This is a genomic window from Pseudomonas sp. SWRI22, assembly GCF_014268395.2.
In the GTDB taxonomy this organism is placed as follows: Bacteria; Pseudomonadota; Gammaproteobacteria; order Pseudomonadales; family Pseudomonadaceae; genus Aquipseudomonas; species Aquipseudomonas paracarnis.
Map to the genome: position 1 here is coordinate 2792696 of NZ_JABWQK020000001.1, position 25973 is coordinate 2818668.

At 59.2% G+C, this 25973-nt stretch carries 19 protein-coding genes; 2 read left to right on the top strand and 17 right to left on the bottom strand.

Features of this window, described 5'->3' with window-relative positions; genetic code table 11:
• Positions 1-137: 137 nt before the first annotated feature.
• On the bottom strand, positions 138-1007 hold the full coding sequence (locus tag HU730_RS12320) for a LysR family transcriptional regulator (protein ID WP_186526695.1): 870 nt from the start codon (positions 1005-1007) through the stop codon (positions 138-140).
• Between the two features lie 116 nt (positions 1008-1123).
• On the opposite strand from HU730_RS12320, the gene HU730_RS12325 reads away from it, so the two are divergent.
• Positions 1124-2155 carry an SDR family oxidoreductase gene (locus tag HU730_RS12325; RefSeq protein WP_105225355.1) on the top strand — a complete coding sequence of 344 codons (1032 nt, stop codon included), beginning with the start codon at positions 1124-1126 and terminating at the stop codon, positions 2153-2155.
• 48 nt (positions 2156-2203) lie between these two features.
• On the opposite strand, the gene HU730_RS12330 is transcribed toward HU730_RS12325, so the two are convergent.
• The 7 genes from HU730_RS12330 to HU730_RS12360 all read right to left on the bottom strand — a co-directional run bounded on the left by HU730_RS12330 (position 2204) and on the right by HU730_RS12360 (position 8244).
• Positions 2204-2791 carry a hypothetical protein gene (locus HU730_RS12330; RefSeq protein ID WP_186526694.1) on the bottom strand — a complete coding sequence of 196 codons (588 nt, stop codon included), beginning with the start codon at positions 2789-2791 and terminating at the stop codon, positions 2204-2206.
• Positions 2788-3360, bottom strand: a complete 573-nt coding sequence (locus HU730_RS12335; RefSeq protein WP_186526693.1) for an RNA polymerase sigma factor — start codon at positions 3358-3360, stop codon at positions 2788-2790. The genes HU730_RS12330 and HU730_RS12335 overlap by 4 nt, the downstream gene beginning before the upstream one ends.
• Before the next feature lie 194 nt (positions 3361-3554).
• A complete protein-coding gene (locus HU730_RS12340; protein WP_186526692.1) occupies positions 3555-5177 on the bottom strand; it encodes a VWA domain-containing protein in 1623 nt (540 codons plus the stop codon).
• 201 nt (positions 5178-5378) lie between these two features.
• Entirely contained in the window at positions 5379-6029 is a 651-nt protein-coding gene (locus tag HU730_RS12345; protein WP_005783625.1) for a DUF799 domain-containing protein, read from the bottom strand.
• Positions 6026-6388, bottom strand: coding sequence for a DUF4810 domain-containing protein (locus HU730_RS12350; RefSeq protein ID WP_003187504.1), 363 nt, complete (start codon positions 6386-6388; stop codon positions 6026-6028). The genes HU730_RS12345 and HU730_RS12350 overlap by 4 nt, the downstream gene beginning before the upstream one ends.
• Positions 6389-6417: 29 nt before the next feature.
• Positions 6418-7098, bottom strand: a complete 681-nt coding sequence (locus tag HU730_RS12355; protein WP_005783620.1) for a CsgG/HfaB family protein — start codon at positions 7096-7098, stop codon at positions 6418-6420.
• Positions 7099-7551: 453 nt separating this feature from the next.
• Complete coding sequence (locus tag HU730_RS12360) at positions 7552-8244, bottom strand: hypothetical protein (protein WP_078819981.1); 693 nt, start codon at positions 8242-8244, stop codon at positions 7552-7554.
• 254 nt (positions 8245-8498) lie between these two features.
• On the opposite strand from HU730_RS12360, the gene HU730_RS12365 reads away from it, so the two are divergent.
• On the top strand, positions 8499-8756 hold the full coding sequence (locus tag HU730_RS12365) for a hypothetical protein (protein ID WP_005783616.1): 258 nt from the start codon (positions 8499-8501) through the stop codon (positions 8754-8756).
• Positions 8757-8794: 38 nt separating this feature from the next.
• Here HU730_RS12365 and HU730_RS12370 read toward each other — a convergent pair whose 3' ends face one another.
• The 9 genes from HU730_RS12370 to pgaB form a co-directional block, all read right to left on the bottom strand.
• Positions 8795-9013, bottom strand: coding sequence for a hypothetical protein (locus HU730_RS12370; protein WP_217862448.1), 219 nt, complete (start codon positions 9011-9013; stop codon positions 8795-8797).
• A gap of 74 nt (positions 9014-9087) precedes the next feature.
• Positions 9088-9480, bottom strand: coding sequence for an SMI1/KNR4 family protein (locus HU730_RS12375; RefSeq protein WP_106117644.1), 393 nt, complete (start codon positions 9478-9480; stop codon positions 9088-9090).
• Positions 9481-9690: 210 nt separating this feature from the next.
• Positions 9691-10062 (bottom strand): hypothetical protein, encoded by a 372-nt coding sequence (locus HU730_RS12380; protein ID WP_232104052.1) that lies wholly within the window; start codon positions 10060-10062, stop codon positions 9691-9693.
• Between the two features lie 1317 nt (positions 10063-11379).
• Entirely contained in the window at positions 11380-11781 is a 402-nt protein-coding gene (locus HU730_RS12385) for a hypothetical protein (RefSeq protein WP_054896839.1), read from the bottom strand.
• Positions 11778-19934: a DUF637 domain-containing protein gene (locus HU730_RS12390; protein WP_186526691.1), complete on the bottom strand. Its 8157-nt coding sequence runs from the start codon at positions 19932-19934 to the stop codon at positions 11778-11780. Before HU730_RS12390 ends, HU730_RS12385 begins: the two co-directional genes overlap by 4 nt.
• A 30-nt stretch (positions 19935-19964) precedes the next feature.
• Entirely contained in the window at positions 19965-21686 is a 1722-nt protein-coding gene (locus HU730_RS12395; RefSeq protein ID WP_186526690.1) for a ShlB/FhaC/HecB family hemolysin secretion/activation protein, read from the bottom strand.
• A gap of 455 nt (positions 21687-22141) precedes the next feature.
• Positions 22142-22618 (bottom strand): poly-beta-1,6-N-acetyl-D-glucosamine biosynthesis protein PgaD, encoded by a 477-nt coding sequence (gene pgaD, locus HU730_RS12400; RefSeq protein ID WP_034125431.1) that lies wholly within the window; start codon positions 22616-22618, stop codon positions 22142-22144.
• A gap of 2 nt (positions 22619-22620) precedes the next feature.
• On the bottom strand, positions 22621-23961 hold the full coding sequence (gene pgaC, locus HU730_RS12405; protein WP_034125430.1) for a poly-beta-1,6-N-acetyl-D-glucosamine synthase: 1341 nt from the start codon (positions 23959-23961) through the stop codon (positions 22621-22623).
• 2 nt (positions 23962-23963) lie between these two features.
• A complete protein-coding gene (pgaB, locus tag HU730_RS12410; protein WP_186526689.1) occupies positions 23964-25961 on the bottom strand; it encodes a poly-beta-1,6-N-acetyl-D-glucosamine N-deacetylase PgaB in 1998 nt (665 codons plus the stop codon).
• Positions 25962-25973 lie beyond the last annotated feature (12 nt).

Consider the following 25973-nt stretch of genomic DNA (forward strand, 5'->3'; position numbering starts at 1 on the left):
AGAACCTATTGAACGTCCTTCGGGACTTTTTGTTATCAGTTGCACGCGCAACTCGATGGCGCTAAGCGCGGCTGAGGGTCTATATACCAATGAAGTATTGGCTGAGTATTGTGAAACTCTCATGAGCTCCTGAAATTCTACTTATCCAAGTTAGAGATTTCACCGCGCAACACCCCCTCCAACACCCCAAAAAACCCCTGAATATGCCCCTGCTTCAACGCCTGCGGTCGCGTAACCAAATAAACCTCCATCGCCGGCAGTTCTATCTCCTGGAAAACCTCACTCAACCCCGTCGCCAAAATACGCGGCAACACCGCCACCCCCATCCCCCGCCTCACCGATTCAAGCTGCACCGCAAACGAACTCACCCTAATCGGCGCATGGTCCAGCCCGGCAGCTTTCGCGGCGCGCATTTGCGGTAGCAAGTCCAGCGGTGGCAGCAAGGCGATACTGGCGGCAGTGGCTGGCGTTAGCGCAGGAAACCGTTGCAGGTATTCGGCGGTTGCGAACACGCCGTAAGCGAGTTTGCCCAGCCCTCGGTAGATCAGGGAAGGTTCGCCCAAGTGTGCGGTGCGTATGGCGATGTCGGCCACGCCTCGTACGATTTTGTGGAAGTCGGTGGTGACCTGCAGCTCTACGGAGCAGCCTGGGTGCTGCGCGGTGAAGCGGCTGGCGGCTTCGAGCACGCTGGCAGAAAAGCCTTCGCCGGCGCTCACCAGCACGGTGCCGCTGAGGGTTGCTGGCGTGCCGTCGGCGGGGGCCTGGCGTCGTAGGCCGGATTCGGCTGCCAGGGCGACGTCTACCAGGGCTTGGCCTCGGGAGGTGAGCCGGCAGCCTTCCACGCCGCGTTCCACCAGTGGTTCGCCCAGGGCGGTTTCCAGTTGGGTGAGGCGGCGGGAGACGGTAGAGGCCGCGATACCCAGTAATTGGCCTGCCTGTAAAAAGCTGCCGCGCCGTGAGACTGCCAGCAGCAGTCGAAGATCGTCCCAATTTGCCTGCAATGCCATATCTCCGCGCTTCCCTGGTGTGCAGATGTGCAAAGCCATTATGCCGCAGGCGCTGTTTTTACGGCGCGGGCTGACCGGTATATCTACTGGCCTTCTCAATAAATGGAATGGCCTGTATGAACACGAACCCCAATCGCTTGCGCAGCACCTTTGTGACCGGTGCCACCGGCTTGCTGGGCAATAACCTGGTACGGGAGCTGGTCGCACGGGGTTATGCGGTGAAGGCGCTGGTGCGCTCGGCGGCCAAGGGTGCGCAGCAGTTCGGCGATTTGCCGGGTGTGGAACAGGTGGTGGGGGACATGGCGGATGTGGATGCCTTCGCGGCCGCGTTGCAAGGCTGCGATACGGTGTTTCACTGCGCGGCGTTTTTTCGGGATAACTACAAGGGCGGCAGCCATTGGGAGGAACTGGAGAAGATCAATGTCGTCGGTACGCGAGCTCTGCTGCAACAGGCCTATGACGCCGGTGTGCGACGGTTTGTGCATACCTCGTCGATTGCCGTGCTCGACGGCGCCCCCGGTACGCCGATCGACGAGACGTGCCTACGGGCCGAAGCCGATGCGGATGACTACTACCGCAGCAAGATCCTGGCTGAGCGGGAGGTGCTGAGGTTTCTTGAAAGCCACCCGCAGATGCACGCTTGCATGGTTTTGCCCGGTTGGATGTGGGGGCCGGGTGACCGTGGGCCGACGTCTTCGGGGCAGTTGGTCCGGGACGTGATCAACGGCAAGTTGCCGGGGCTGATTCCTGGCACCTTTTCGCTGGTCGATGCCCGCGATGTGGCCTGGGCGCACATTGCTGCCGCCCAGAGCGGGCGACGGGGCGAGCGTTATCTCGCGGCCGGTCGCAACTTGACCATGCGCCAGCTGATTCCGGCGCTGGGGCGTATTGCCGGGGTCAAGGTGCCCTCGCGCCAACTGCCGCTGCCGGCGCTGTACCTGTTGGCAGCGGTGCAAGAGGCCTATGCGTACCTGACTGGAAAGCCCATCTTGCTGAGTATGGCGACATTGCGGTTGTTGATACGCGAGGAGCACCGTACCCGCTTTGACCACCGTAAAAGTGAAGAGGAACTGGGGCTGAGTTTTCGTGTGCTGGAGCAGACCCTCACAGACACCGTGGCGTGGTCCCGGGCCTACGGCGGGTTGTAATAAAAAGCCCCAGGTCGACAGGCCTGGGGCTGGTTCGTGGCGGCAGGTTCAATGCTGTTTCAACGCCTCTAGCCGTGCCGGCAAGTCCTCCTCGGGAAAGCGTTGGTACAGCGCCAGCAGTTTTTCATCCGCGGCCCTGGCTTCACCCGCTCGGCGCAGGTTCACAATTTCCTGCAGACCTGCTTCCAACGTAGGCAGCGCCCGTTTGCTGAGTTTCAGCGCTGGCTGATCCGCCACTGCGCTTTCGGCTTGAGCAGGCGCACTTTCAACCCGTGGCGCTATCGCCATCCGGGCCATTGGCGCGGGGGCGGAGAAGGCTTGCGGCGCTGGCTGGGCGGCTTCTTCGTGGTGCGGCGCAGAGAATGTCGCGGTGGAGATTTCGGGTTGCGGCACGGGGGAGCGCATGACCACGCCGATCATCAGTGCCAACCCGGCGACGGTGGCAAATGCCATTTGCCAGCGCGGGCGTTGGCAGGCTTGCAGCCAGCGTTGCCACAGGCTGGGTTGCGGCTGCGGGGCTTCGCGACGGGCAGCGTTGAGGATGAAGGCGTCGAGGGACGCGGGCGGCTCGCCCGTGCTGTGTTGACGATAGTGCTGGAGCAGCGCGTCGTCTGGGGTGTGTCGGGAGTCAGTCATACGGGTACCTCCTCGGCCAGCAGGCGCCGCAATTTTTGCATGGCGTAGCGCAAGCGGCTTTTTACGGTTTCCAGCGGGGCGCCGGTGAGGGTGGCGATTTGCGGTACTTCGAGGTCGCCGTGCAGGCGTAGCAGAAACACTTCGCGCTGGTCTTCGGGCAACGCTTGCAGGGCCGCGTCGAGGCGCGCCTGGTCGCGGCTGAGGGTCAGTTGTTGCTCGGGGCCGTCGCTGTCATCGGCCTGGGCGTGGAGCTGTTCATCGTAGCTGTCGTGCAGGGGGTTGTGGATGCCGTGCTTGCGCCAGTGGTCGATCAGGCGGTTGCGGGCGATCTGGAACAACCAGGTGCGAAAACTCGCCCGGCCTTGTGGCTGGGTGGTGCTGCGGATCAGGCTGAGCCAGGTGTCCTGGTAGATTTCTTCGGCCAGTTCGGCTTTGTTGCACAGGGACACGAGGAAGCGGTACAGGCCCTGGCGGTGGCGCGTGTACAAGGTTTGGAAGGCGCCAGCGTCACCGGTTCGGTAGCGGGCCAGCAGCGATTCGTCGCTGGGTGAGTCATCTGGAACGGCCATGTAATGGGCGAACTCCTTTTTGTCAGCCGAAGCAGGATTACTGTAGGAGCGAGCTTGCTCGCGAAGAACGTCAACGATAACGGGTGCTTCCTGGATAAACGCGGTGCCTGTGAGTTTTTCGCGAGCAAGCTCGCTCCTACAAAAAGCTTTAGCAGCAAGCCCCCTCCCACATTTGATCTCGGTTGTGAGCGAGGTCAGGGTTTGAGGCTTTGGGCCAACTCCACCAGTTGCACGAATTCGTTGCGCAGCCCGAAAGGGTCATCGCCGCGGGCCGAGCGCGCCAATTTGGCGGTGTCTTGCAAGCTCATGGTGCCAGTGTAGCGGCCATCGCCCTTGAGCTGTTGGGCGAAGGCGGCCACGGCAGACGCGAAGCGCAGGTCGTCGCTGGCTGGGGTGGCCTGGTTGGCGATAGGGCGTTCGATCAACTGGCTGTTACCGCCCGCAGCTGGTTTGTAGCGCACCCGCAGCATCGCCAGCTCATCGGATTTGCCTTCGGTCGCAGGCGCCGCGGCGTAACGCAGAGGCTCCAACCAGCCCTTCTCGCCCTTGGGTACGATTTCATACAGCGCGGTCACCGTGTGCCCTGCGCCAATCTCGCCGGCATCGACCTTGTCGTTGTTGAAATCCTCACGTTTCAAGGCGCGGTTTTCATAACCCAGCAGGCGGTATTCGCTGACCTGGGCCGGGTTGAATTCCACCTGCAATTTCACATCCCGCGCCACCACGGCCAGGGTCGAACTGAGTTGCTCCACCAGCACCTTGCGCGCTTCGCGCAGGTTGTCGATGTAGGCGTAGTTACCGTCGCCCGCGTCGGCCAGTTGTTCCATCAGGTGTTCGTTGTAGTTGTACACACCAAAGCCGAGGGTGGTCAGCGATACGCCGCTTTTGCGCTGGGCCACGGCCATTTGCTTGAGGCTATCAAAATCGCTGATGCCCACGTTGAAGTCGCCGTCGGTGGCCAGCAGGATGCGGTTGATGCCTTGATCGATAAAGCCTTCGCGGGCCATCTGGTAGGCCAGTTCGATGCCGGACGCGCCCGCCGTGGAGCCGCCGGCGGTGAGTTGCTCGATGGCGTTGCGGATCTTGGCTTTTTCACTGCCCGAGGTGGGCTTGAGCACCACCCGGGATTCACCGGCATACACCACCAACGACACACGGTCCTGATCGCGCAGTTGATCCACCAGTAATTTCAGCGTGCTTTTGACCAGCGGCAAGCCTTCGCGGCGGTCCATGGAGCCGGACACGTCCACCAGGAACACCAGGTTGGCGGGCGCCAGTTCTGCCACGGTTTTATCGGAAGCCTTGATGCCAATGCGCAGCAGTTTTGTGCGCGGGTTCCACGGTGTGGCGGCCACTTCGGTGGTGACGCCAAAGGGTGAGCCGTCGGTGGGCAGTGCGTAGTCATAGGGAAAGTAATTGACCATTTCCTCCAACCGAACCGCGCCTTCGGGCGGCAGGCGGCCTTGGTTGAGGAAGCGCCTTACGTTGGCGTAGCTGCCGGTGTCGACATCCACGCTGAAGGTGGAGACGGGGGTTTCGGTAACGCGGTGCACAGGGTTGTCGGGCAGGTTGGCGTATTGCTCTCGGGGTTCGCTGCGGTCATTCATCATCGCCATTTCACGCACCCTCATGGGTGCGGGCATGGCCATGCGTTTGGCCATCGCGCCCTCAACCGGCGCGCTGTGCAACTCGGCGATGGGTTGTGCGGGTTTGGCCACCTCGGGAGAGGAAGACAGCCCACACCCGGCCAGCGCCACCAGCAGGGTAACGGTGAAGCCTTGGGCAGCGGGACGCAGGTAAAGCAGAGGGCGGGACATGGGGCTGAACCTCGTGAATGAATGAGCCGTTCACAAGGTCAGACGCGAGGTAGGTTGGGTTCGGGTTAAACCCTCGAAATTCACCTCGATCAATGTGGGAGCTGGCTTGCCTGCGATAGCGGTGTGTCAGGCAGCCTTTCCAGCACTGGCCCACCGCTATCGCAGGCAAGCCAGCTCCCACAGTTGTGTGGCGGTGTTCTCTTAGTCCGTGCCGTACTTGGGGTTACGCGGGCCGTACAAGATGCCGGTGCGTTGCCCTGCCGACAGCAACCGCGCACTGGTGATACCGGCAATCGGGTGTGCCGCATCGGTGGAGCTGTTGATCACCTGCTTGACCGCCGCCGTGATCAGCATGCCCACCAGGCCGCCACCGTTGTTGTTGCCCTCCTCGCTCGACGCGCGCGCCGAACCTGTCCACAGGGTGGTGCCGGTGCGCAGGTCCACCAGTTTGGCCGAGGCCGTCACCGAGGTGTCGCTGGAGATCAGCATGTACTGAGTGCCGTACTCGCTGATGGTGATGTACAGCGCCGCGTCCGCGCCAAAGATGTCATGCAGCTTGGCCGGTTGTACGGCCTGGATATCGTTGGCGGTGGTGAGGCCGTTCTGGCGGAAGGTTTCGTCCACCAGGGCAATCGGCAACACGTAGTAGCCGGCTTCGGCCAGCGGGTAGGTGACTTGCGACACCAGGCTGTAGGACGCCTGCACTTCGGGCGATTCGTTGATCGGCGGCAGTACCAGGATCGACTTGGGCCGCGCCTGTTTGTACGCCGAATAATCAACCGTCTTGGGCGCGGCGCAACCGCCGAGTAACGCCAGGGCCAGCAAGGCGCCGGTGAGTTTTAACAGGCTCATTTAGTGGCGACTCCGGCTTTGGCGTTTTTCAACAGAAAGTCCATGTACGCAGCAGACTCGGGGAACAGCGCCTTCTCGGTGCGAAACTCCTGCACCATCTGGTCATCCTTGCCCATGTTCATGTACAGCATGCCCAGGTGCGCGTGGTAACCCGGCGGTGCCTTGCGGCCACTGGCGTTGATCTTCTGCAGATCGCGCTCCAGTGCTTCCACCTGCGCTTCCTTGGGCTCGCCCTTAAAGTACTCGTAAACCTGCGGCTGGTAGCTCTCCCATTGATACAGGGGCTGGGGCGCCGTCTGGCACCCGGCTACCGTCGCGACTGCTGCCAACGTCAGCGCCAATTTCACTGCCTTGCTCATCCGTGTACTGCTCCTTGTGGTGTGGCTGATCAGTTACGCGGGTTCCAGGCGCCAGCGTTGATGCCGTCGACCAGGCGGTTGATCGCTTCGCGCATGGCCAGGTCCAGCACCTTGCCATTGAGGGTGGAGTCATAGCTGGCGGTGCCGCCGAAGCCGATCACTTCACGGTTGGACAGCGCGTACTCACCGGCGCCCTGGGTGGAATACACCACTTCGGAGGTGTTGATGTTGACGATATTCAACGCGACTTTGGCGTAGGCCACTTGTGTCTTGCCACGGCCGAGAATGCCGAACAGCTGGCGGTCGCCGGTTTCTTTGCGGCCGAACTCGGTCACATCGCCAGTCACCACATAGTCAGCGCCCTTGAGCTTCTGCACGGTGCCTTTGATTTTGGCTTCCTGGGAGATTTCGCCCATGTTGTCGCGGTCCAGCACGCTGAAGCGGTTGGTCTGCTGCAAGTGGGTGATGAGGATGGTCTTGGCCTGGCCGCCGAGACGGTCAACGCCATCGGAGAAGATGCCGCGCATGTAGCTGGAGCGGTTATCGAACTTGCCCACGGCAATCGGCACACGCACGCCGGAATAGGCCACGTGGGCGCTGGCGACTTGCTCCACCGGCATCGCGCGGTTGCTCTCGGTGGCGCAACCGGCCACGGTCAACAGCGCCGCGGCGGTGAGGCCCGACAGCAGGATTTTGGACAGTGTCTTCACAGAGTGCTCCTTGGGTGAGGAAATCAGCGTTGCTGGGTTTTCCAAGGAGAAAGGCAGCCTGAAAACGCACTGGCCTGAATTCTTCCCTGAAAGACGGTGATGCAACGGCTGCGGCATTTTACGGGGTTGAGAGCGGTTCTCAAGTTGTTTCGGCCATAGGTCGGGGGGCTTAGCCTACTGCCGACCGCAATACTCGAAGCAACGAAGATCAAATGTGGGAGCTGGCTTGCCTGCGAAAACGGTAGTGCAGCAACAGACACACGGCCTTCATAAGCACACGTCTACTGTAGGAGCGAGCTTGCTCGCGAAAAACGTCAACGATAAAGCGTGCTTTCTGAATAAACGCGGCGCCTGTAGGTTTTTCGCGAGCAAGCTCGCTCCTACAAAAAAATCCTTAACTCACTGGCATTAGCCCAAGCCCGCCCACCAACAGCCGCCAGCCTTCGCACAGCCCTACTTGAGCTCCTTCACCAGATACTGCGCAGAGATCTGCGTAATCCCGGTCAACGCCCGGCGCAAGGCTTCAGGGTCAGTGCGGTAAGTGAGCGGCGTGTAGCCATAGACGTTCTGGCCATTGAACGGCGTAACCGCTTCAAAGGTGCGCCAGATCATCTCATCGCCGCGATCCATCTGCGCTAACACGTTAAGGGTCGGATAAATCACACTGCTGAAACCCTGGGTCAGGCGAAAGCCCCACTCGGACACGGTCAGCTGAATCTGCGCATCGGCGGGCTCATCATCGCCGACCACCTTGAGCGTCGAAGTCTTACCCAACTCATCGACAAAGCCCTGCTTGAGCAACACGCCTACATCGAGTTTTTCCGCCTCCATCACCGTCAGAATAGCCACCGGCGTCGGCATCTCGGCCAACTGCCCAAGCTTCATGCCGCCGGCAAACCCGGCGCCACTCAACGCCGCAGTACCCAGCTTGGACGCCCCGCTGGCCATGCCAACACCTGCGCCAACCCCGGCACCCAGGGCCGCGCCCCAGGCCTGTTCGCGGCCGAAGTACACCATGTTCTTTTCCCACTTCACGGGCAGGACTTTGACGGTCTTGATCTGCGCGCGGTTTTCGGGAGTGAGGGGGTGGCTGACGCAGCCGCCGAGGATGAGGGTGGCGAAGAGAATGAGGAGGAGGTTTTTCACATTGGTCCTTTAATGTTTGGGGTGAGGCTTTCGGATTTGCATAGTCGTAGTGCGTTTGTTCGTGGGCAGTATGTCGGCAATAGGTGGCAAGACGTTAGCGGCTGCGGGCACGCTCCGAAGCAGCGGCATTTTGATGCCTTGCGCGGGCTTGGTGGTGCGGCTTATAGTCCGGCCGTCGCTCAAAAAGCGACCGGGTTTGGCGACCCGAAGAACGAGCCCTCAATAATCCAGAGAGCTTAATGATGAATCGATACATTCCCCTAACCGGCCACGACTGCACCGTCCCAGCCCTGATCATCGACACCCAGGCACCTCTCGACGTCCTTCACGACGCCGCCGTGCACCGCATTCGGGCCGTCACCCAACTGCTGGAAAACCTGGCCTTCCGCGAACAACTCAGCAGCGATGCCGTAGTACTTTCAGACTTCGCCCATTTGCTGGCCATTCCGCTGCGCGATGGGTGTGATTTGCTGGATGTCATCAGTCGCAGGCTTAATGCCGATCCGTCCTGAGTGAAAATCGGGCGGCCTTTGTGTCGCCCGCTTTGCGCTCAATTCCCTTGGCCACTCTCTTTACGATTTTTCAACCAGGACTGTATCCAAACGCCTACCCCAGTAGGTATTGCATAGGCAAAAACACCGGGTAACATATCTACGATTTCAGCCCAACTAAAGTCCCATACACCAATCTTTGAATAATTAACCAGCGCCCCCATGAGCTTTGCGATAACCCCCACCAACAAAAACAATAAAAACAGATAAATCAACAATAACAAAAACGCCTGCCACCTTGATCTAGGCTTAATCACTTTCCCTTCCCATTTCCTTCCCTTTTCTCCCAGAGTCACCTCAACAAACTATAAACAAACAAAGAAAATGTTTCACATAACTTCTTAACACTCATATCTGCAGAGTCTATTTTCACTACAGCCCATTTATCATTTTTATCAAAACCGACACATCGCCCCTGCATATCATCACCAAAAATCATAACACTTTCGAATTGCGCCGCAGTCTCATCATCAAAAATATCACTTGCCTCTAGGAGGCCGTTATAAAGCATAAATCCGGCTGTTTCAATTTCCCCACTTCCGAACTCCTGCAAAAACTCCAAGTAATCATCAGGAGCATTTTTCTGCCCTACCTTTATTGCATTAAGACTGACATCATCTACAGCAGCCAAGCCATCAAGCAAATGCTCTTCTTTCTTACTCTTCAAAAAAGTTTTAATATCCACCTTCACCCCCTACTTTTTATCTGAAAAAATCTCTCTGGGCACACCTCCAGCACGATGTATTCCACCCTGATGCTGATCCGGAAATCAGAAAAAGGGGACAGATTTTTTTAATAGATTTTTCAACCCTAATTCAAATAAATCTGCTCCCTTTTTTTCCGCTCCCTTTTTTCACTTCTCTAGCAAGATCAAACAAACCGCCTCCTTTTGTTCTCAATTATCTTTTGGAAAATTTATCGAAAAAGCCGAAAGTAAAGTCTCAATAATTTTTCGATCTGCATCATTCTTCGCAAAACGCTTAAGCACTGGGACAAGATGATAAAACAATAACTCGAGCCTGCTAGGATCTTTGGGCAATGCATCGTTAATGCATGCAACCATTAACTTAACTGGCATAATTGACGCGAAGGTTTCATATCCTCTAGCGCTAGAGAACGGAATTTTCTTAAAATAATAATCCGCTAAACGTTTCTGCCCTGGTTTTTTCCAAGATCTATGAGGAAGGAGTAATAAAGCTTCACCCCAATTATCTGAAGTAAGCGGGTACCGGCTCAATATCCAAGCTGCCGCCTGATCAGAAGTCATTTTCGCCAACTCTTTACAGAGTGATATCAATCTTGAATCCATACCAAACTATTCCCTTGGATTAAATGAGTTTTCCGGTAACCCAGAGTTAGCCTTTAGAGTAGCAGGTGGCTGATAATGACCGGAACTATTATCCCATCTTGTTATTTTTCCTCGCTCTGGACCGTCATTATTACCAAAGCGTATAGAGCCGGCATATTTAACTTCCCCCCCACGCTACCCCAGATGGGTTGAAAATTGCTCATTCACATTTGGGCGGCTTACCTTGATAGTCCCATCCGGCAATGTGACAAAATCGTAAGAACCTGAAGGGGTAATTTTCCCCCACCTTGCCCTTGCAACCAATACCGGCCTGATTCGTCCTGGATAAGAGTTCTCACGGGCCGTTGCGAACAAAAGAACAAAAGGAACAAAAGGGGACAGATTTATTTAATATGCTCTTCAACTCTAATTTAAATAAATCTGCCCCCTTTTCTGCTCTAAAAAAAATATATCCTATATTCGACTCTTCACCGAAACGGCTCCATGCAAATAGATCTGTCCCCTTCGATCGCAGCTCCATTCGAAACAGATTTATTTTTTACTTAGCCATTTAAATAAATCCGCCCCCTTTTCTCTTCCTTTTCTCTCGCCCCCTTTTCTCTCTTTTCTTTTCCCTTAAAACAACAGTTAAAAGACATAACATCCTTTTACGTTAGAAGTTTCGTATCTCCATGACTTTATTAGCCGATCCGCAGCGACAAAAACCGAATATCGGCAATCTCTAATCCAACTTATGTAATACCGCCTGCCTCCGTTTTCATCAACAACCTTATCAAAGGTCTTATTTTTATTTACAGGCGACCAATATGAGTCGCCACATCCTCGAGTGCAGTCTTTGTAAAGGTGGGAATCGAAATGAGTACCTACCCATAGATTCATTCCATTTTCCCAATTGGAATGGGAAGGTGCGCAGCCAGCCAAGGCCGACAATAATACTACCAAAAGCCATTTATTAATTTTCACGCTTTTTCTGCGACTCAATTGCTGGGCGGTACTTATCGTACAGTGCTCCATAATTTACAAGCAGAGCAGGCGGCATGCTGCCCAAATTTTCAAAAAACGACATATCAGCTTGTTTGTGAGCTTTCAAGTTAATCATCCAACCATCGTGCAATGTAGCAAACCCATTAAACCCTGGAATTTGGTTTAATATATTGCTGACTGGAGTACCGTGACTGGAATAAAGGGGACAGATTTATTTAATAGGGCTTTACCGCCATCTCGAATTAAAATAAATCTGTCCCCTTTTACTCTTTTATTACATTTCTATTATTTCTATGCACTCAAGACGAACGAACTCACATCACCAAAATTCAAAAACTCTTGAAAACAAGAAGTAACGACACCTATATCTCTAGTTATGAAACTCGCCGGGTAATAGTCGCCCAAAATCTCAACTGAACTTGTCCCCATCGACGTATTATTAAGAGTACGCACGACGTGCTCACCATCTTCAAGGTATTGATTTAGCATCAAAAGATAATTTCCAGAATCAGCGTAAAGATTGATTTCATACGGTCCATATTCAGGCGTCGGTGAAATAGACAACGAAGCGACACCGTCAAATTTTCTATACTTGCTTATAATGGACTTCACATCTTCCAGGGACGGTTGGCGAACAAGAGGGATTTGCAATCTACCGTGTTCAGGATTAAGTGTATACCCTCCAATTATCATCTATTTTTCTCCTTAATGGACTTCATGCCTGACTCCCAGTAATAGTTTTTCGGAAGTCCCGTTTTATCATCTATAGCTTTCACGGTGAGCGATTTCAACTCAGCTTTTTCTGCGGCAGCAGCAATGTCACCTTTGCAGAAACCGCATACATCTTTTCCTGCGACCGTCATGGACATGTCCGCCCCCGCAGTTTTACCAGAGCTATATGCTTGCTGAATCACACCTATTTCTGCGTGGGCATCTTTCATATTTCCGTTTGGATAAAGCTTGCCAGGATTCGTAGCAGCTTTATCTGCAATCCTATCCGTGATCAACGAAGGTATTTTCGGGTCTGCCTCGTTGAGCGGACGAGAGGTCTGATTGACGTCTTGGAAGGTTTGTCCACCTACCTTTCCCTCTGCGGCTACTTTCGGAGCCGCGCCCTTAGCCGCCCCTTCTATAACATTCCTCTCGGCCAGTGCAGCGGTTTCGGAATCCGTAAACATGCTTGTTGCGTTTGCATTCTTAGACGCAGCGCCTTTGGCTGCTCCTAACTCTGCTCCTTCAACGACTCGCCCAGCAACCTTACCTGCCCCTCCTAACCCACCGCCGAACATCATGCCAACCATTTCGGCATGATCACCCTTCATAGTTTGCTGCACCGCGAGGCGCGTGTCGTCCTGATTCTTATCTTGGAAGCCCCGAACGATAGACTGTTCTGCTTTGTTGAGCCCGCCGCTCTGATCATATTTATCCAGCGCTGCATTACCCGCCTCCACGTCTAGGCGCTGCGCATTACAACTCGTAGGATCATCACACTTCAGCAGCGTAATGCCAGTTTTCTTATCGCTGATTCCTGCGTACTTAGTAGCCACATCGCTACGGCAGGATGAAGGGCTGGCTGCCCCACGGCACCCTTTCAAATCCTTAACTAAATCATCAACTTCATGGTGATTTAGGTAGTTATAGGCCGTGGCATTTTTCGCGATTTCAGCACCTTTCTGCACGTCACCGTCAGTCGCACCAGCGGCCGCAATTCCGACCAATTGCGAAGCGGCTAGCAACAACGCTGGATCGCCATCTACCACTTTCGCCAGTGAGGTTACCAGTGCTTCGTTAGCTCCAGCAGCGAGAGCGCCCGTAGCAAAACTGCCGCCGCCAGCTTCACTCAAAAGCCCGCCAACCAAAGCATGCAGAGCGATTTTTTGAGGCCCTGATTCTGACCATTTTTGGCCTTTCGAGTAATCGCCTACAGCGTTAAAGGCGACCGCTTGCAACGTGCTCTGCAACTGCGACCGTAGGGAACTACCGAGATTGTCTCCAAAACTACCGCCTTGAATAGCAGTGCTTAAACTTGCTTGGGCAACTCCTTGCGCCCCCGAATAGACGGCAAACCTACCGATGTCAGACGCGGAACTGAGGTCAAACCCTTTTGTAATGTGATTGACGTTGTCGCCAGTTACACCAAACGCAGGATCAAGCACGCCAGCGGTAAAACCTGCAGCTAACGCCCCAGTTGCATACCCCTTCAAGGCTTTGCTTGACGTAATGTCTTGAAAAGTTGCACCGATGTTTCCGCCGTTATTGATGAAGCTGACGGTGCTTCCACTGGCAACTGAAGTTAACGCAGCAGTTGCCATAACGTTGCCCCAACCGGCTGCTGCGGTCCCAACCGCCGTACCAGCTGAGACCATAGCCGAACTGCCTGCCGCAGCCATTGCCGTACCAGACCCGGCACTGGCACCCGCAGCAGCGCCCGCGACGCTACTTGCGGCCCCAGCCGTCAAAACTGTCACTACGATGATGATCGCCAGCATGGCTCCTTGGCCTAAGCTGGAATGGCTGTACTTGAACGAATCATGCAGTTCCTGCACTTGCCGCCAATCCACATCCCCACGCTTCTCGGCTTCTTTCAACCAAGCCAACTGTGGGTCTGCTTTGGCCATCACATCAATCGTCTGGCTAACCGTGTTCTGATCAATCTGTTTAATGTCGATCTTCAGCCCGTTAACCGCCTTGATCGCCAACTCACCCTGTGCCTTCAACTCACTTTGGCGCAACGTCTCGTCGGTATTACCCTTGCCCTTGGCGCTGGTCCAAGCCAGGTCACCCTTGCTTTTCTCGTGACTCTCCTGGTGCAGGTCTTTGACTGCCTCGAACGTCACCGCACCGCCACTGGTGATCGCCAGGTCGTTACCACTCTCAAGCTTGGCCCGCTGATACAACTGATCACCGCCACTGACCAGTGACAGATCACCACCAGTCTTGATCTCAGTCCCCACATTCGTGACGTGGGTCACCTCATCACGCTTGGTCTTCTTCGCGCCCCAGCCCCCCTTCTCCTTCATGTCGTAAAGGCTGTAGGTGCTGTTCTGCGCAGCCAACAAACTCAACTTATCCCCGCTATACAGATAAGCCTCATTCCCCGCACTGATCCTGCTCGCCACAATCGTGGTATCACGCCCCGCCTGGCTGACAAAATCCCCACCCGCCGTCAGTACGCTCGCCACTTGAGTGGTCTGGTCGTCCGAGGTCTTGATGCGCTTTTTGCCGTCCTTTTCCTTGCCCTCGACGTTGTGCATGTCGCTGACCGAGGCGACGTTGAGGTCGCGGCCGGCGGCGATGTTGAGGTCTTTGCCGGCGGTGGCGGTGCTGCCAATGATGTTGACGTCTTGCCCGGCCTGCATGTTGAGGTTGCCGCCCGCCGTGACGCTGGCGGCGAGGTTTTTGACGTCGGTGGTGATGCTGGATTTCTCGCCGCCGTCGCGGGTTTCGTGTTTGACGCGGGTGTCGCTGGCGGCGATGAGGTTGAGGTCGCGGCCGGCGGTGAGGTTGGCGTCGTTGCCAGCGGTGAGAGCGCCTCGGTTGGTGAGGTCGCGGCCGGCGTCGATGGCGAGGTTTTCGCGGGCGACGATGGTGCCGGCGCTGGTGTCGGTGAGGGTGCGCATGCCGGCGCCGTCACGTACCTGGATGGCGGTGGTCTCGTTGGTGATGTCGCCTTTGAGCGCCGTGAGGCTGACTTGTTTGCCGCGGATTTCGCCGGCCATGGCGTTGCGGATGCTGTCTTGGGCGAGCAGGTTGAGGTTGTTGCCGGCTTCGACCAGGCCGCCGGTGTAGATGCTGCCGCTGCTGATGGCGGAGAGGTTGTTGCTGGCGCGCAGGGTGCCGACGTTGATCAGGTCACCGCCGGTGACCAGGTTGAGGTCGCGGCCCTGGATAAGGCTGTTGCCGCGCACGTTGCGCGAGTCGGCCTGGGCCAGGTACAGCACCGGTACGAGCACGGTCTGGCCGTCGATGACGCGGTTTTCCATCCACACGATGTCGTGGGTCAGGGCGCCGACTTGCTGGTCGGTGAGGGCCACGCCCAGGCTCAGGCGCAGGGCGTCTTTGCTGGCAAGGCCGTTGTCCATCAGGTAGCGGAACTGGTCGGCGTCGCTGTACAGGCCGCCGGCGAGGAAGCGCTGGCCGGTTTGCGCGAGCACGGCGTCGCGGATCAAGCGGGTTTCGTACTGGCCGTCACCGAGGCGGCGCCAGGCGTTGTCGGCGTTGAAGCCGAGCTTGCCGAGCAGGTAGTCGGAGCTGAGGAAGCCCGATACGGAAGTGAACTCGGGGTTGGTTTCGATCAGGTAGTGGCTGGCGGGGTCGGCGTTTTTGACGAACAGGCCGTACTCGCCCTTGGGCAGTTGGAAGGTGGGCGAGGTGGTGGGGTCGACCGGGGCAAACGCGGTGCCGGTGTAGTCCACGGGCACGAAGCCGCCACCAGGGGCCACGCCTACCACGGGCAATACGCTGCCGGGCGCCTGGGCGCTCGGGTCGTTGACGTGTTTGCTCAGGTTGATATTGATGCCGCCGACGGGGATGCCGGTCTGGTCGTCGCCGAGGGTGCCGGTCAACTGGGCCAAGGTGTTGTTGTGCAGCGTGCCGTTTTGCAGGGTGCGGGCGACGTTGAGGTTGACCGTGCCGCCCGCTTGCAGGGTGGCGTCGTAGCCGGGGCCGCTGTTGTTGGTCCAGGTGGTCACGTCACTTGCGTAGGCGAACGGCAGGCTATTGGGTGAGCGGCTTTTCAGTTCTTCGAAGCGCGCCTTGTCGAAATTCCCGGCCGCCGTGGCCGCATTGAACGCGGGCACGTCGACGTATTGCATGCGTTCAAACAAATCGTCGGAGACGTGACCTGGCGTGCCGATGACAAGCTTGCGCTGGCCCGTGCGCGTGGCGGCGCCCTGGTTGAGCAGGTCACCGGCGGTGATGCTCAGGTCGCCATTGGCGGCCATCAGGCTGTAGCGGTTCTGCACGTTGTCGCCTTGCAGCAGCATGTTTTTGCCCGCCACCAGGCGTGCCGCTACCGAGTCCTTGGTCGCCGCCTCAAGGTACGTCTCGTAGATGGTGATCTCGCCGCGTTCCCAGTTGTCGCTCTCGCCGCAGTGCTGGCCACAGATCCAACTCAAGCTGCCGGTGGTCAGCGTTTGCCCGAGTTCGAATGCGTCTTTGGCGTTTTCGATAAAGCCCGCATTGATGGCGATCGAGCCTTCGCTTTCCACGGTGCCGGAGCGGTTGCTGAACAGCACGGCACGCCCGCCATCGCGGGCGGCGAAGCTCAGGTTGCCTTTGCTGTAGACATCGCCATAGCTGTTGCTGAAGCCATTGCTGCGCAAGGTCATGTCGCCGCCGCTGAACAGCAGCGTGTCGGCGGCATTGGTGATGCCGTTGACTGCGGTGAGGTTCACTGCGCCCTGGGCACCGAGGGTGCCACGGTTGTTGATTTGCGCGGCGGCGATGTCCAGTTGCTGGCGGGCGGTGAGGAAGCCGAGGTTGTCCAGGGTGCCGCCCAGGGTCAGGCGCGTATTGGTGGCTGCCAGGCGGCCGCCGTTCTGGCTGAGGTTGTTGGCGGCGACGGTGAGTGTTTGCAGGGCCGAGACGCGGCCGCTGTTGGTGATATCGCCGGTGGTGATGCTGATGTCGCCATCGCTGAGCAGTTCGCCGCCGTTGTCCAGGCTGGCCACGTTGAGGATCAAGCCCTTGGCGCTGGCCATGCGGTCGCCGGCCTTGAGGGCCAGCCCTTGGTCGCTCTTGTAGGTGAGCACGTCGTTGAGTTGCACGCGGCCCAGGCCATCGACTTTACCGAATGCCCAGTCGGCGCTGCCCATGCCCTGGATATTGCCCTGGCTGCCTTCGAGGCTGGCGGTGTTGAGGTGGAACAGGCCGGTGCCGGCGTGTTGCAGCATGCCGTTCTGGTTGTTGAGGCTGGCAGCGTCAAGGCTGAAGGCCTGGCTGCCGAATTCGAGGGTGCCATTCTGGTTGTTCAGCGCGCCGCTGAGGTTGAGTTTGCTGCTGGCGCCGCCCAATGCACGCAGTTGGCCGTTGGCGCTGTTATCCAGGTTGCCGCCGGTAAGGGTCAGGCCCTGGTTGGCTTCGATCAGGCCGCCCTGGTTGGTGAGGGTGTCGCGTGAGGTCAGGTTGATCTGATTGCCGCTGACCTGGCCGCCCGCGCTGTTGTCGAGGCTGGCGCCGCTGACGGTCACTTGTTCTTTGCCGAACAGCTTGCCGCCACGGTTGGCCAGGGCTTCTACGGTGAGTTGCAGGTTGCCGACCAGGCTGGCCATCAGGCCGCCGCTGGCGTTGTCGACGCTGTTGGCGGTGACGCTCAGGCTGTCGCCCTGCACGGTGCCGCCCTGGTTATCCAGGCGGGTGGTGTTCAGTTCGGTGAGGGCGCCGCCGCTGAGGATCAGGCCTTTGCGGTTGCTTACATCCTGGCCGCTGTAGCTCAGGCCTTCGGCGCCGGCCAGCAGTTGGCCGTTGTCGTTGTTCAGGTGCTGGGCGGCGATGTCCAGGCGCTTGCCGCGCAGGGTGCCGCCGTCGTTGTTGAGGGTGGTGAGCTGCTTGACCAGCACGCTGCGTTCGCCCGCGTCGATCTGGCCGCCGACGTTGGTGAGCAGGTCGCTGACCTTGAGCACCACGTCGCCGCCGTTGCTGACCAGCGCGCCTTTGTTGCTGTTGGTGAAGGTCTGCGCGGTGACGTCGACGGTCTGGCCCAGCAGGATGCCGGCGCTGTTGTCCAAGCGCTCGCCTTGCAGTTGCAGCAGGCCCTCGCTCTGGATGCGGCCCTGGGCGTTGAGCAACTGGCCCGGGCCTTTGAGCAGCAGGCTTACGCCCAGGGCACCACCGGCCAGCAGGCCGGCGTTGCGGTTGTCGAGGCCCGAGGCGCGCACGTCGAGGTGGTCACCCAACACGCGCCCGGCGCGGTTGTCGATGTCGCCGCCGGCCACGTCGAGCAGCAGTTGCTTGCCGACGATCGTGCCGCCCTGGTTATCCAGGTTGGCGGCGTGCAGTTCGATATCGCCCTGCCCGGCCTGCAAGCGGCCCTGGGCGTTGTTGAGCTGTTGTGCGGCGGTGAGGGTGAGCTTGCCGGTGTCGGCGCTCAGTACGCCGCCTGCGTTGCTGCTGAGGGTGCCGGCCGTAACGTTCAGATCGGTGCTGGCCTGGGCGAAACCCTGATTGTTGTTGAAGGTGTTGGAAACGGCGAGGTTGAGCGCGCCGCCGTCGGCCTGGATCAGGCCCTTGAGGCTGTTGTCGAGGTTGCTGGCAGTGACGGTCGCGGTCTTGGCCACTAGTACGCCGTTCTGGTTGTTCAGGCTGCCGGCGTTGACGGTCAGGTCGTTGGCGATGACTTGCCCACCGCTGTTGTTCAGGTCGGCGCTGGTGAGCACTAGGCTGCCACCGGCCATTTCGATACGGCCCTGGCGGTTGTCCAGGGAGGCGCTGTTGAGCGTGGCGGCCTGGCCTTCGCCGAAGCGGATCAAGCCGCCGAGGTTGACGATGGCCGGCGAGTTGATCGCCAGGCTCTGCTCGCCAAACAGGCGAGCGCTGGCGCCCTGGTTGGTGAGTTTGGCGCTGCTGACCTCGACGGTCTTCGCCTGGATGATCGCGCCCTGGTTGGTCAGCGCCTGCGCGGCGGTAATCGCCAGTGCGCGGCTGGCCAACAGGTTGCCGCTGGTGGTGACGGTTTGCGCGTTTACCACCAGATCGCCGGTGGTGTTGCGGCTGTTATCGGCGGCGACGCCGGCTTCGATGATGCCGGGGTTGTTCACGCTGGCCGCGTTGATCTCGATGCGCTGGTCGGCGGCGATGCTCTTGCGGTTGACCAAAGCCTGGGCGCTGGTGACCTGCACGTTGCCGTTGGCGTAGACCTTGTCGGTGAGGTCGATGTTTTGCGCGGTGATCTTGACGTTACCGGTGGCCGCCGCCTGCGCCATGCTCAGGCGCCCGTTGGCGTCGAGCTGAATATCGCCGCCACTGGCGGCCAGGGTGCCGTCGAGCTTCACGCCCACACCGGCTTCGGTGCCCACCAGTTTGATCGCGCCGGCATACATGCCACCCAGGGCCGAGGAGTCGATCGCCAGCTCCGGCTTGGCGCTGCCGTCATCGGCGCGGGGGGTGGTTTTCAGGCTTTGCGCATCGACGTCGTTGCGCCCGGCGATCACGTTGAGTTCGCGGGCGTTGATTTGTGCGTTGATCTTGGCCGAGCGGGTGATGATGTCGAAGCGTTCGACGTTGCTGGCGTTCAAGCCCTGGCCGTCGATGGTCACGGCGCCGCCATCCACTTCATAGCGCTGCAATTGGCCGCTGGCGTCGAGCACCGGTTTGCCGGTGGTGAGGGTGACGTTGGGGGTGTTGATAAAGCCGCAACCGCTGCACGTCACGCCGTACGGGTTGGCGACGATGACCTTGGCCGACTGCCCCGCCACTTCGGTATAGCCGCGCAACTGGCTGGGGCTGCCGCCGTTGACTTCGTTGAGGATGACGTTCGCCGCGCCGCCCTTGAGGTTGGGGTTGCCGACAATGATCCCGCCCAGTTGGGTGTTAGTCATGGTGCCGTTGGCGTTGTTGAGGATCACGCCGTTGGGGCCGACGTTGTAGTCCTTGAACTGGTTATGGGATAAGCCCGCGCCATTGGGGGTAGCGATGTTTACCACCGGCACGCCATTGCCCGCCTGGCCGACCGTCGTGCCCGGCGCACTGACCACAATGCCCTCGGCCTGGGCCAGCAGCGGCTGCCAGAACAGTGCGTTGGCAAGGATCAACGCCAGCCCGCGCTTGGGCAGGCCGAAGAACGCGTCCCTGCGCTTCAGGGCGGCAGAAGGTTGGCGGGCCAGGAAGGCGAATTGGCGAACATCCATTGTCAGGCTCTCATGCAGCGGGGCGTTGAATTACAGGAAAAAATCCATGCGGAAGTAGATCGGCGCTTCGCGCTCGGTGACTACACCGGGTCTTTCTAACGAATGAGCAAAGGTCACGCTGGTGCTGACGTGTTTGCCACGGGCGAACAGCTCCAGGGAGTTGCTGGACACCCGGCCATGCACGTTGCCGTTGTAGCGGTCGTTGCGGATCACGCCTTGGTCGTAGCCGACACTGGCGCCGTACTCGGCGAAGGCCGGGCGCATCCAGTCGAGGGTCACCGGGCGTGCCCAGCGCACTTCGTTGCGCCAGTAGCCGCCGCTGTCGCCGGTCAGCAACTGGTCCTTGAAACCGCGCACCGAGGCCGAGCCGCCGAGGCTCATGCGCTGGGGCGAAAACAGAATGTCTTCGCTGCGTTGGCCGGTGGCCAAACTGCTGAAGCTGAACGACTCGCCCCACAGGCTGAACGGTTGCAGGTAGCTGACGGTGGCGGTGTATTTGCGGTAGCGCGAATTGGGCTGGCGCCGACCGAGCGGGTCACGCTCGTCTTGAGACTGGGCGTCGAGCAGGCCGATGCCGCTTTGCATGCCAAGGTCCAGGTTGACGAAGGCACTGCCGATGCGCCGACCGTGGTTGACGCCCAGTTGCAGTTCGCTGAGGCGGTTGCTGCTGGCCTCGGTGCGTGCGTCGAGGATGTAGTTGTTGGTGCGCAGGTGCGCCAGGCCGACGTTGACCGAGGTCTTGCTCACATCGTCGCGATGGATCACCCGCTCGGCGCGCAGTTGGTGGTTCTGGTTGTCGCCGTCCTGCTTGAATTTGAAGCCGTCGGTCACGCCGTAGGTGCGGTAGTCGCTTTCGCTGTAGGTGTAGCTGAAGTTCCACCAGCCCCAGGGCAGGTTGTAGTAGAGCATGGTGTTTTTCGAGGTTTTCTGGTGGTCGCTGATGGCGTCGTGGCCGCCGCGCAGCATCAGTTGGTCGCCCAGGCCGAGTGGGCTGTCCCACTCAAGGCCAGCGCCCCATTGCTGTTCGCCGGTGCTTTTCTGCCCATCGTTGTTGCGCGACAGGCTGGCGCGCCAGGGCTTTTGCGCGGTGTTCTTGACCACCACGTCGCTGCCGCCGATTTGCTTGCCGGGGGTGAGTTCCATCTGCGCCTGTTTGGACGGCAGGCGGTTGAGCTGGTCCACCAGTTGCTCGATTTCACGCAGGTTAAGTGCTTCGCCAACTTTGCCGGGAAAGGCCATGGCCAGTTCGCGGTCGGTCACCGTGCTGCCTTCGGCGCTGCGCAACGCTTCGAGTTTGCCTTCCACCACCAGCACTTGCAGATGGCCGGTGGAGAGGTCTTGCTGCGGCAGGTAGGCACGGCTGGTGACGCGGCCTTTGCCGAGGTAGTAGTCGGTGATGGTTTTGAGCAGGTCGTTCAGTTGGGACACGCCCAGGCACTGGCCGATGTAGGGCTTGAGCAAGCGCTCGCGGTCGGGCGCCGGCAGGCTGTCGGCGCCTTTGAGTTCGATGGTTTTGATCGGGAAGCAACGGGTGTCGGCCGGGGTTGCCGGGGCTTGGGGCTTGTCCGCTTTGCCGGGCAGATCCTGCAGCTCCTGGAGGCGCCGCTGTTGCTCTTCAAGCAAGCGGTTCTGCCGGTCGCGGATCAAGTCTTGATCGCCAGGCGTGGGGGCGGCGGATGCACTGTTCAGGCCCATGCAGGTGAGCAGGAGGGTGCAGAGCAGTAACCGGGTCCGTGGCAATAACGAAGACATGTTCGATCCATCGAAAATCAAGGGCCGCGAAACTAACATCGAACTTCCAGCCCGCCTAGAAACGGGCGACGTGGAGCCGTTCGACTGATTAGTTTTCTAACCTGTTGATTATTAATGATAATTTTTCATCAAAAGAGTTTAAGTCGGGCACTTGCAGTGATTATTCCGACAAGTGGCAACTGTTTTGATGGCGATTCGACGAATGACTTTCCGACTGCCATTACTTAGCCATCAGATGTTCGCCGAGTTAGGTTAGTACCGGAGAAGGGGGAAAAGTTCGCGGGGGTTTTGTGAATTGGATCCCATTTATCGGAATTGCGACACGTGCGTTGAATCAGGTGGGGAGCACTCGCGCCATTTTGTAGGAGCGAGCTCGCTCGCGAAAAACTCACAGGCGCCGCGTTTATTCAGAAAGCACGCGTTATCGCTGGCGTTTTTCGCGAGCAAGCTCGCTCCTACATAATGCCCTTGTCTTTGTCGGGTACCAGGGTCAGGCCGGGGCGTTCGACGTCGCGGGAGACGTGGGACTTCACTTCTTCGACGCCGCCCTCTTCATCGTTGTGAATCACCAGCACGCCGGGGCGGCGCAGTTGTTCGAGGTCGCCGTCGCCCAAGTTGAAACTTTCACTCAGGTGCTGGTCGCTCAGCGCATTGGCCTCGGCACGGCGCTGGGCGAATTTGCGCCCGCGATGCTGCTGATAACGTGCCCAGCTGATCAGGATCACCGCATTGAACAGCGCGATCCACAGGTAAACCTGCAAGGTGTTGAGCGCAGCAAAGATAGGCGCCTCGATGCGTGGGCCGCCGTGGGTTTCAAGCATAGCGCTGATGCCTCGCGCCAGCAGCCAGATCAACCCACCCCAGGCCAGCAGGGTCAGCAGCACATCGACGATCCACATCAGTGTGTTTTGGCGAGTTCTGACCAGTTTCATGATCACGCCTCCTCTTGTGCAGGTTTGATACCGCGGTCCGGGCTGACCCAGCGGGCGCGTTTCTGATGCTGGTTGAACAACACCTTGGGAAAGCTGACCAGGGTGGTGAGCAGGCTGACCAGCCAGAACACCATCGGGTACCACACGGTCCAGAACAGGGTTTTCCACAGGTCTTTTTCGTAGCGTCGGTCGATCAGGATGCTCACCGCAAACTGCAGCAGGCACACCATCGCCAGCACCAGCCCGGTGAACGCGGGCGGCACCAAAGAGCTCACGGTGATCGCCGCCGGCAGCGAGACGAATTTACCCACGGCCCAGAAGATCACCGACAGCAGGAAGGTAAAGGCCCAACCGGTAGACAGGCAGTACTCGAACAGCAGCGGCCACAGGTAGCGGTGGCGCCATTGCCAGATGCCACGGATGTTCTTGAACAGCACTTCAGCGCCGCCCTGGGCCCAACGCAGGCGTTGTTTCCACAGGCCGCCGACGGTTTCGGGCATGAGGATCCAGCACAGCGCGCGCGGCTCGTAGAAGATCGCCCAGTGATCGAGTTGCAGCTTCCAACTGACATCGATGTCCTCGGTGATCATGTCGGTGCTCCAGTAGTCGATGCGGTCCAGGGCCTTCTTGCGAAACGCCACCACCACACCGGAGACCGTGAAGATCCGACCGAATACCCGCTGGGTACGCTTGATCAAACCGATGATCGAGGAGAACTCGCCCACCTGCACCCGGCCGATCAGGGTCGAGCGGGTACGAATGCGCGGGTTGCCGGTGACGGCCCCCAGGCGCGGGTTGTCGAGCATCGGCGCGACCATGTAGGCGGCCGCGTTTTTGTCGAGCAAGGCATCGCCGTCGATGCACACCAGGTATTCGCTGCGGGCGGCCACGGCGCCCATGCGCAGGGCCACGGCTTTGCCCTGGTTCTGCGCCAGGTGCAGCACGCGCAAGCGCGGGTGTTGCAACGCCAGGGCATCGAGAACTGCGGCGGTGTTGTCGCTGGAGCCGTCGTTGACCGCGATCACTTCGATGTTCGGGTACAACTGGCCGAGGGCCGCGCCAATGGTGTCAGCGACGTTATCGCCCTCGTTGTAGCAAGGGATGATGATCGAGATCAGCGGCTCGCCGGCCAGGGTCGGCGCCGGCGTGTCTTCTTTCCACGGCCAGTGGCGTTCCCAATGCAGCCAGAAGTAAAGGCCACCGGCGATCCACAGCGCCGACATGAACAACGGGTAGAAGAACACGAAGTCCATCAGGAACTGCCCGGTCACCAGGAAGATCAGGCCCAGGGGCAAGCCCAGTACCAGTGCCAACACGAATAGAGCCAGGATTCTGTCAACCATGATCAAGGGTTCCATTGGTTGGAGAGGGCCGGACGGATGGTCTTCAAGTCCGGGGAGTTTTCCAGGAAGTTGTCCGGGTAGTAGCCGAAACTGGTGACGCCCTGGCGTTTGAGTACACCCATCCACTCTGCCAGTTGCTCAGCGCTGATATCCGGTGCGGCCTGGGTGCGCCAGTCTTTGGCTTGCAATTCGAAGATGGTTTTTTGCATCGCGCCGGGGCGCGTCTTGACCGTGGCGATGAGTTTTTCCAGCCAGGCGTTGGAGGTTTTCACTTCCTGGCCTTCCATCAACGGCATGGCCATCGGCGCGGTCCAGTCATAGGCCTGGAGGAAGTCATCGAGGTTCTGCGCGAACCAGGTTTCGCTGCCGGGGTTGAGCATCGGCTCGGCGAAGATATTGCGCGCGGTGAGTACCTGCGGCCCACGGATGGCGCGAACCTTGGCGGTGAGCTCATGGGTGAAGTCGATCAGGTAGCGGCTTTTGAAACGGGTCCAGCGCTGCATCACGGCCGGGTCGGCACGCAGGGCAGCGATGCTGTCCGGCAGGCCTTGGGCCGCATAGGCCTTGAGTGCTGCGGGGCTGGCGTCTTCGAAGTCGTTGAACACCGCATCATCGTGGTAAAGGATGCCGTCAATCGGCCCTACACGCGCCAGGTCTTGGTAGATCTCACCGATGACCTGCCGCACCTTGGGATCAAATGGCGACAGGCGTTTGTATTGATCCGGGTCGGGGCCGACCTGGCCGGTTTTCGGGTCCCAGCGGGTCACACGCGGCAGCTTGGGGTCCAGGGCAAAACTCAGCACCGGCATCCAGGCGTACACACTGGCATGGGCACGGGTGTGCAATTGCCAGGCAACCCGGTTGAACAGGTCAGCACGCATCGGCAGATGGCGGTTGGGGAAGTACAGCGAATGCACCAGGCCGTCGCCCTTGGGGTCGGCAAAGGCTTGCAGGAAGACGGTGCCAGCGCCCATGTCCACCACGCGCTGAACCAGCACGTCGAGGTTGCGTGCCTGCTGGGCCGGGTCGGGGTCGTACACGTTGTCCAGGTCTACGTGCAGCACGCGCATCGGCGCTTTGGTCTGCACGGCGACCATGCTGTTGGCAAAATGCTCGCCGTCCGGGTCTGAGGCCACCAGAAAGCGTGGGCTGTTCATCAGGTTGCCGAGGTCGTCGAGCCCGTCCTCCAGGGTCAGCGCCATCTCGTAGCCGTGCTCGCTGACCACCGCCAACGAGGTGCCATCGGCGGCCCCGTACGGCCACACCCATACACGCGGCGCCTTGCCGGTGACGGTTCGGATTTTGTTCGAAATCGCGGCGACGTCAGCCCGCATACGCGCCTGGAACTGCGCTTCGCTTTCGTAGCCGTTGGTTTTGGGGTCAAAGCTTCGCGTGGTGGCGGCCGGTTCCAGGTTGCCCTGGGGGTTGGCCAGGATGCCTTTGTGATTGGCGTCGGTGTGGGCGGCGATTTCCACCAGGCCAGACTGCGACACCTCGCGAATCTGCTGCCACGTCAGGAACTCTCCCCGTGGTCGTGGCGTACCGGCAAAATCCACCGGTTTGTTCAACGGCGTGTCGATCCAAGACCCCACCGGTGCCAGCAATGCAGGCCAGTGGTAGGCACGCAGAATCGGCATCACGCGGGTGTAGAAGCTGGAATAACCGTCATCGAAGCTGAGCATCACCGCCTTGGGCGGCAATGCCGGGCCGCCGCGCCGGGCTGCCAGAATCTGGTCGACGCTGACCGCCTGGTAGCCGTTTTCACGCAGCCACGCCAGCTGCTCGATCAAACGCTCGGTGCGCACCGCCACCACGGCTTGATCGGGGTCGCGATCTTCTACGTCGTGATAGGCAATGCCCAGGAAGTGGTTCTTCGGCCACGGCGCTTCGTTGGGCGCTATCGGCCGTTCGGCGGGTGGAGTGTAGGGCGCGGGTTGTTGGGCGCAGGCGGCGGCCAGCATTACACCCAGGACCAACAAGCAACGGCTGAGGACGGTCATGGTCAGGCTCTT

What these genes read in the sequence shown, in the direction of transcription:
- HU730_RS12320 (WP_186526695.1), bottom strand. Translation starts at nt 1,007, where the DNA reads ATGGCATTGCAGGCAAATTGGGACGATCTTCGACTGCTGCTGGCAGTC.
- HU730_RS12325 (WP_105225355.1), top strand. Translation starts at nt 1,124, where the DNA reads ATGAACACGAACCCCAATCGCTTGCGCAGCACCTTTGTGACCGGTGCC.
- HU730_RS12330 (WP_186526694.1), bottom strand. Translation starts at nt 2,791, where the DNA reads ATGACTGACTCCCGACACACCCCAGACGACGCGCTGCTCCAGCACTAT.
- HU730_RS12335 (WP_186526693.1), bottom strand. Translation starts at nt 3,360, where the DNA reads ATGGCCGTTCCAGATGACTCACCCAGCGACGAATCGCTGCTGGCCCGC.
- HU730_RS12340 (WP_186526692.1), bottom strand. Translation starts at nt 5,177, where the DNA reads ATGTCCCGCCCTCTGCTTTACCTGCGTCCCGCTGCCCAAGGCTTCACC.
- HU730_RS12345 (WP_005783625.1), bottom strand. Translation starts at nt 6,029, where the DNA reads ATGAGCCTGTTAAAACTCACCGGCGCCTTGCTGGCCCTGGCGTTACTC.
- HU730_RS12350 (WP_003187504.1), bottom strand. Translation starts at nt 6,388, where the DNA reads ATGAGCAAGGCAGTGAAATTGGCGCTGACGTTGGCAGCAGTCGCGACG.
- HU730_RS12380 (WP_232104052.1), bottom strand. Translation starts at nt 10,062, where the DNA reads ATGACTTCTGATCAGGCGGCAGCTTGGATATTGAGCCGGTACCCGCTT.
- HU730_RS12385 (WP_054896839.1), bottom strand. Translation starts at nt 11,781, where the DNA reads ATGATAATTGGAGGGTATACACTTAATCCTGAACACGGTAGATTGCAA.
- HU730_RS12390 (WP_186526691.1), bottom strand. Translation starts at nt 19,934, where the DNA reads ATGGATGTTCGCCAATTCGCCTTCCTGGCCCGCCAACCTTCTGCCGCC.
- HU730_RS12395 (WP_186526690.1), bottom strand. Translation starts at nt 21,686, where the DNA reads ATGTCTTCGTTATTGCCACGGACCCGGTTACTGCTCTGCACCCTCCTG.
- pgaD (WP_034125431.1), bottom strand. Translation starts at nt 22,618, where the DNA reads ATGAAACTGGTCAGAACTCGCCAAAACACACTGATGTGGATCGTCGAT.
- pgaC (WP_034125430.1), bottom strand. Translation starts at nt 23,961, where the DNA reads ATGGTTGACAGAATCCTGGCTCTATTCGTGTTGGCACTGGTACTGGGC.
- pgaB (WP_186526689.1), bottom strand. Translation starts at nt 25,961, where the DNA reads ATGACCGTCCTCAGCCGTTGCTTGTTGGTCCTGGGTGTAATGCTGGCC.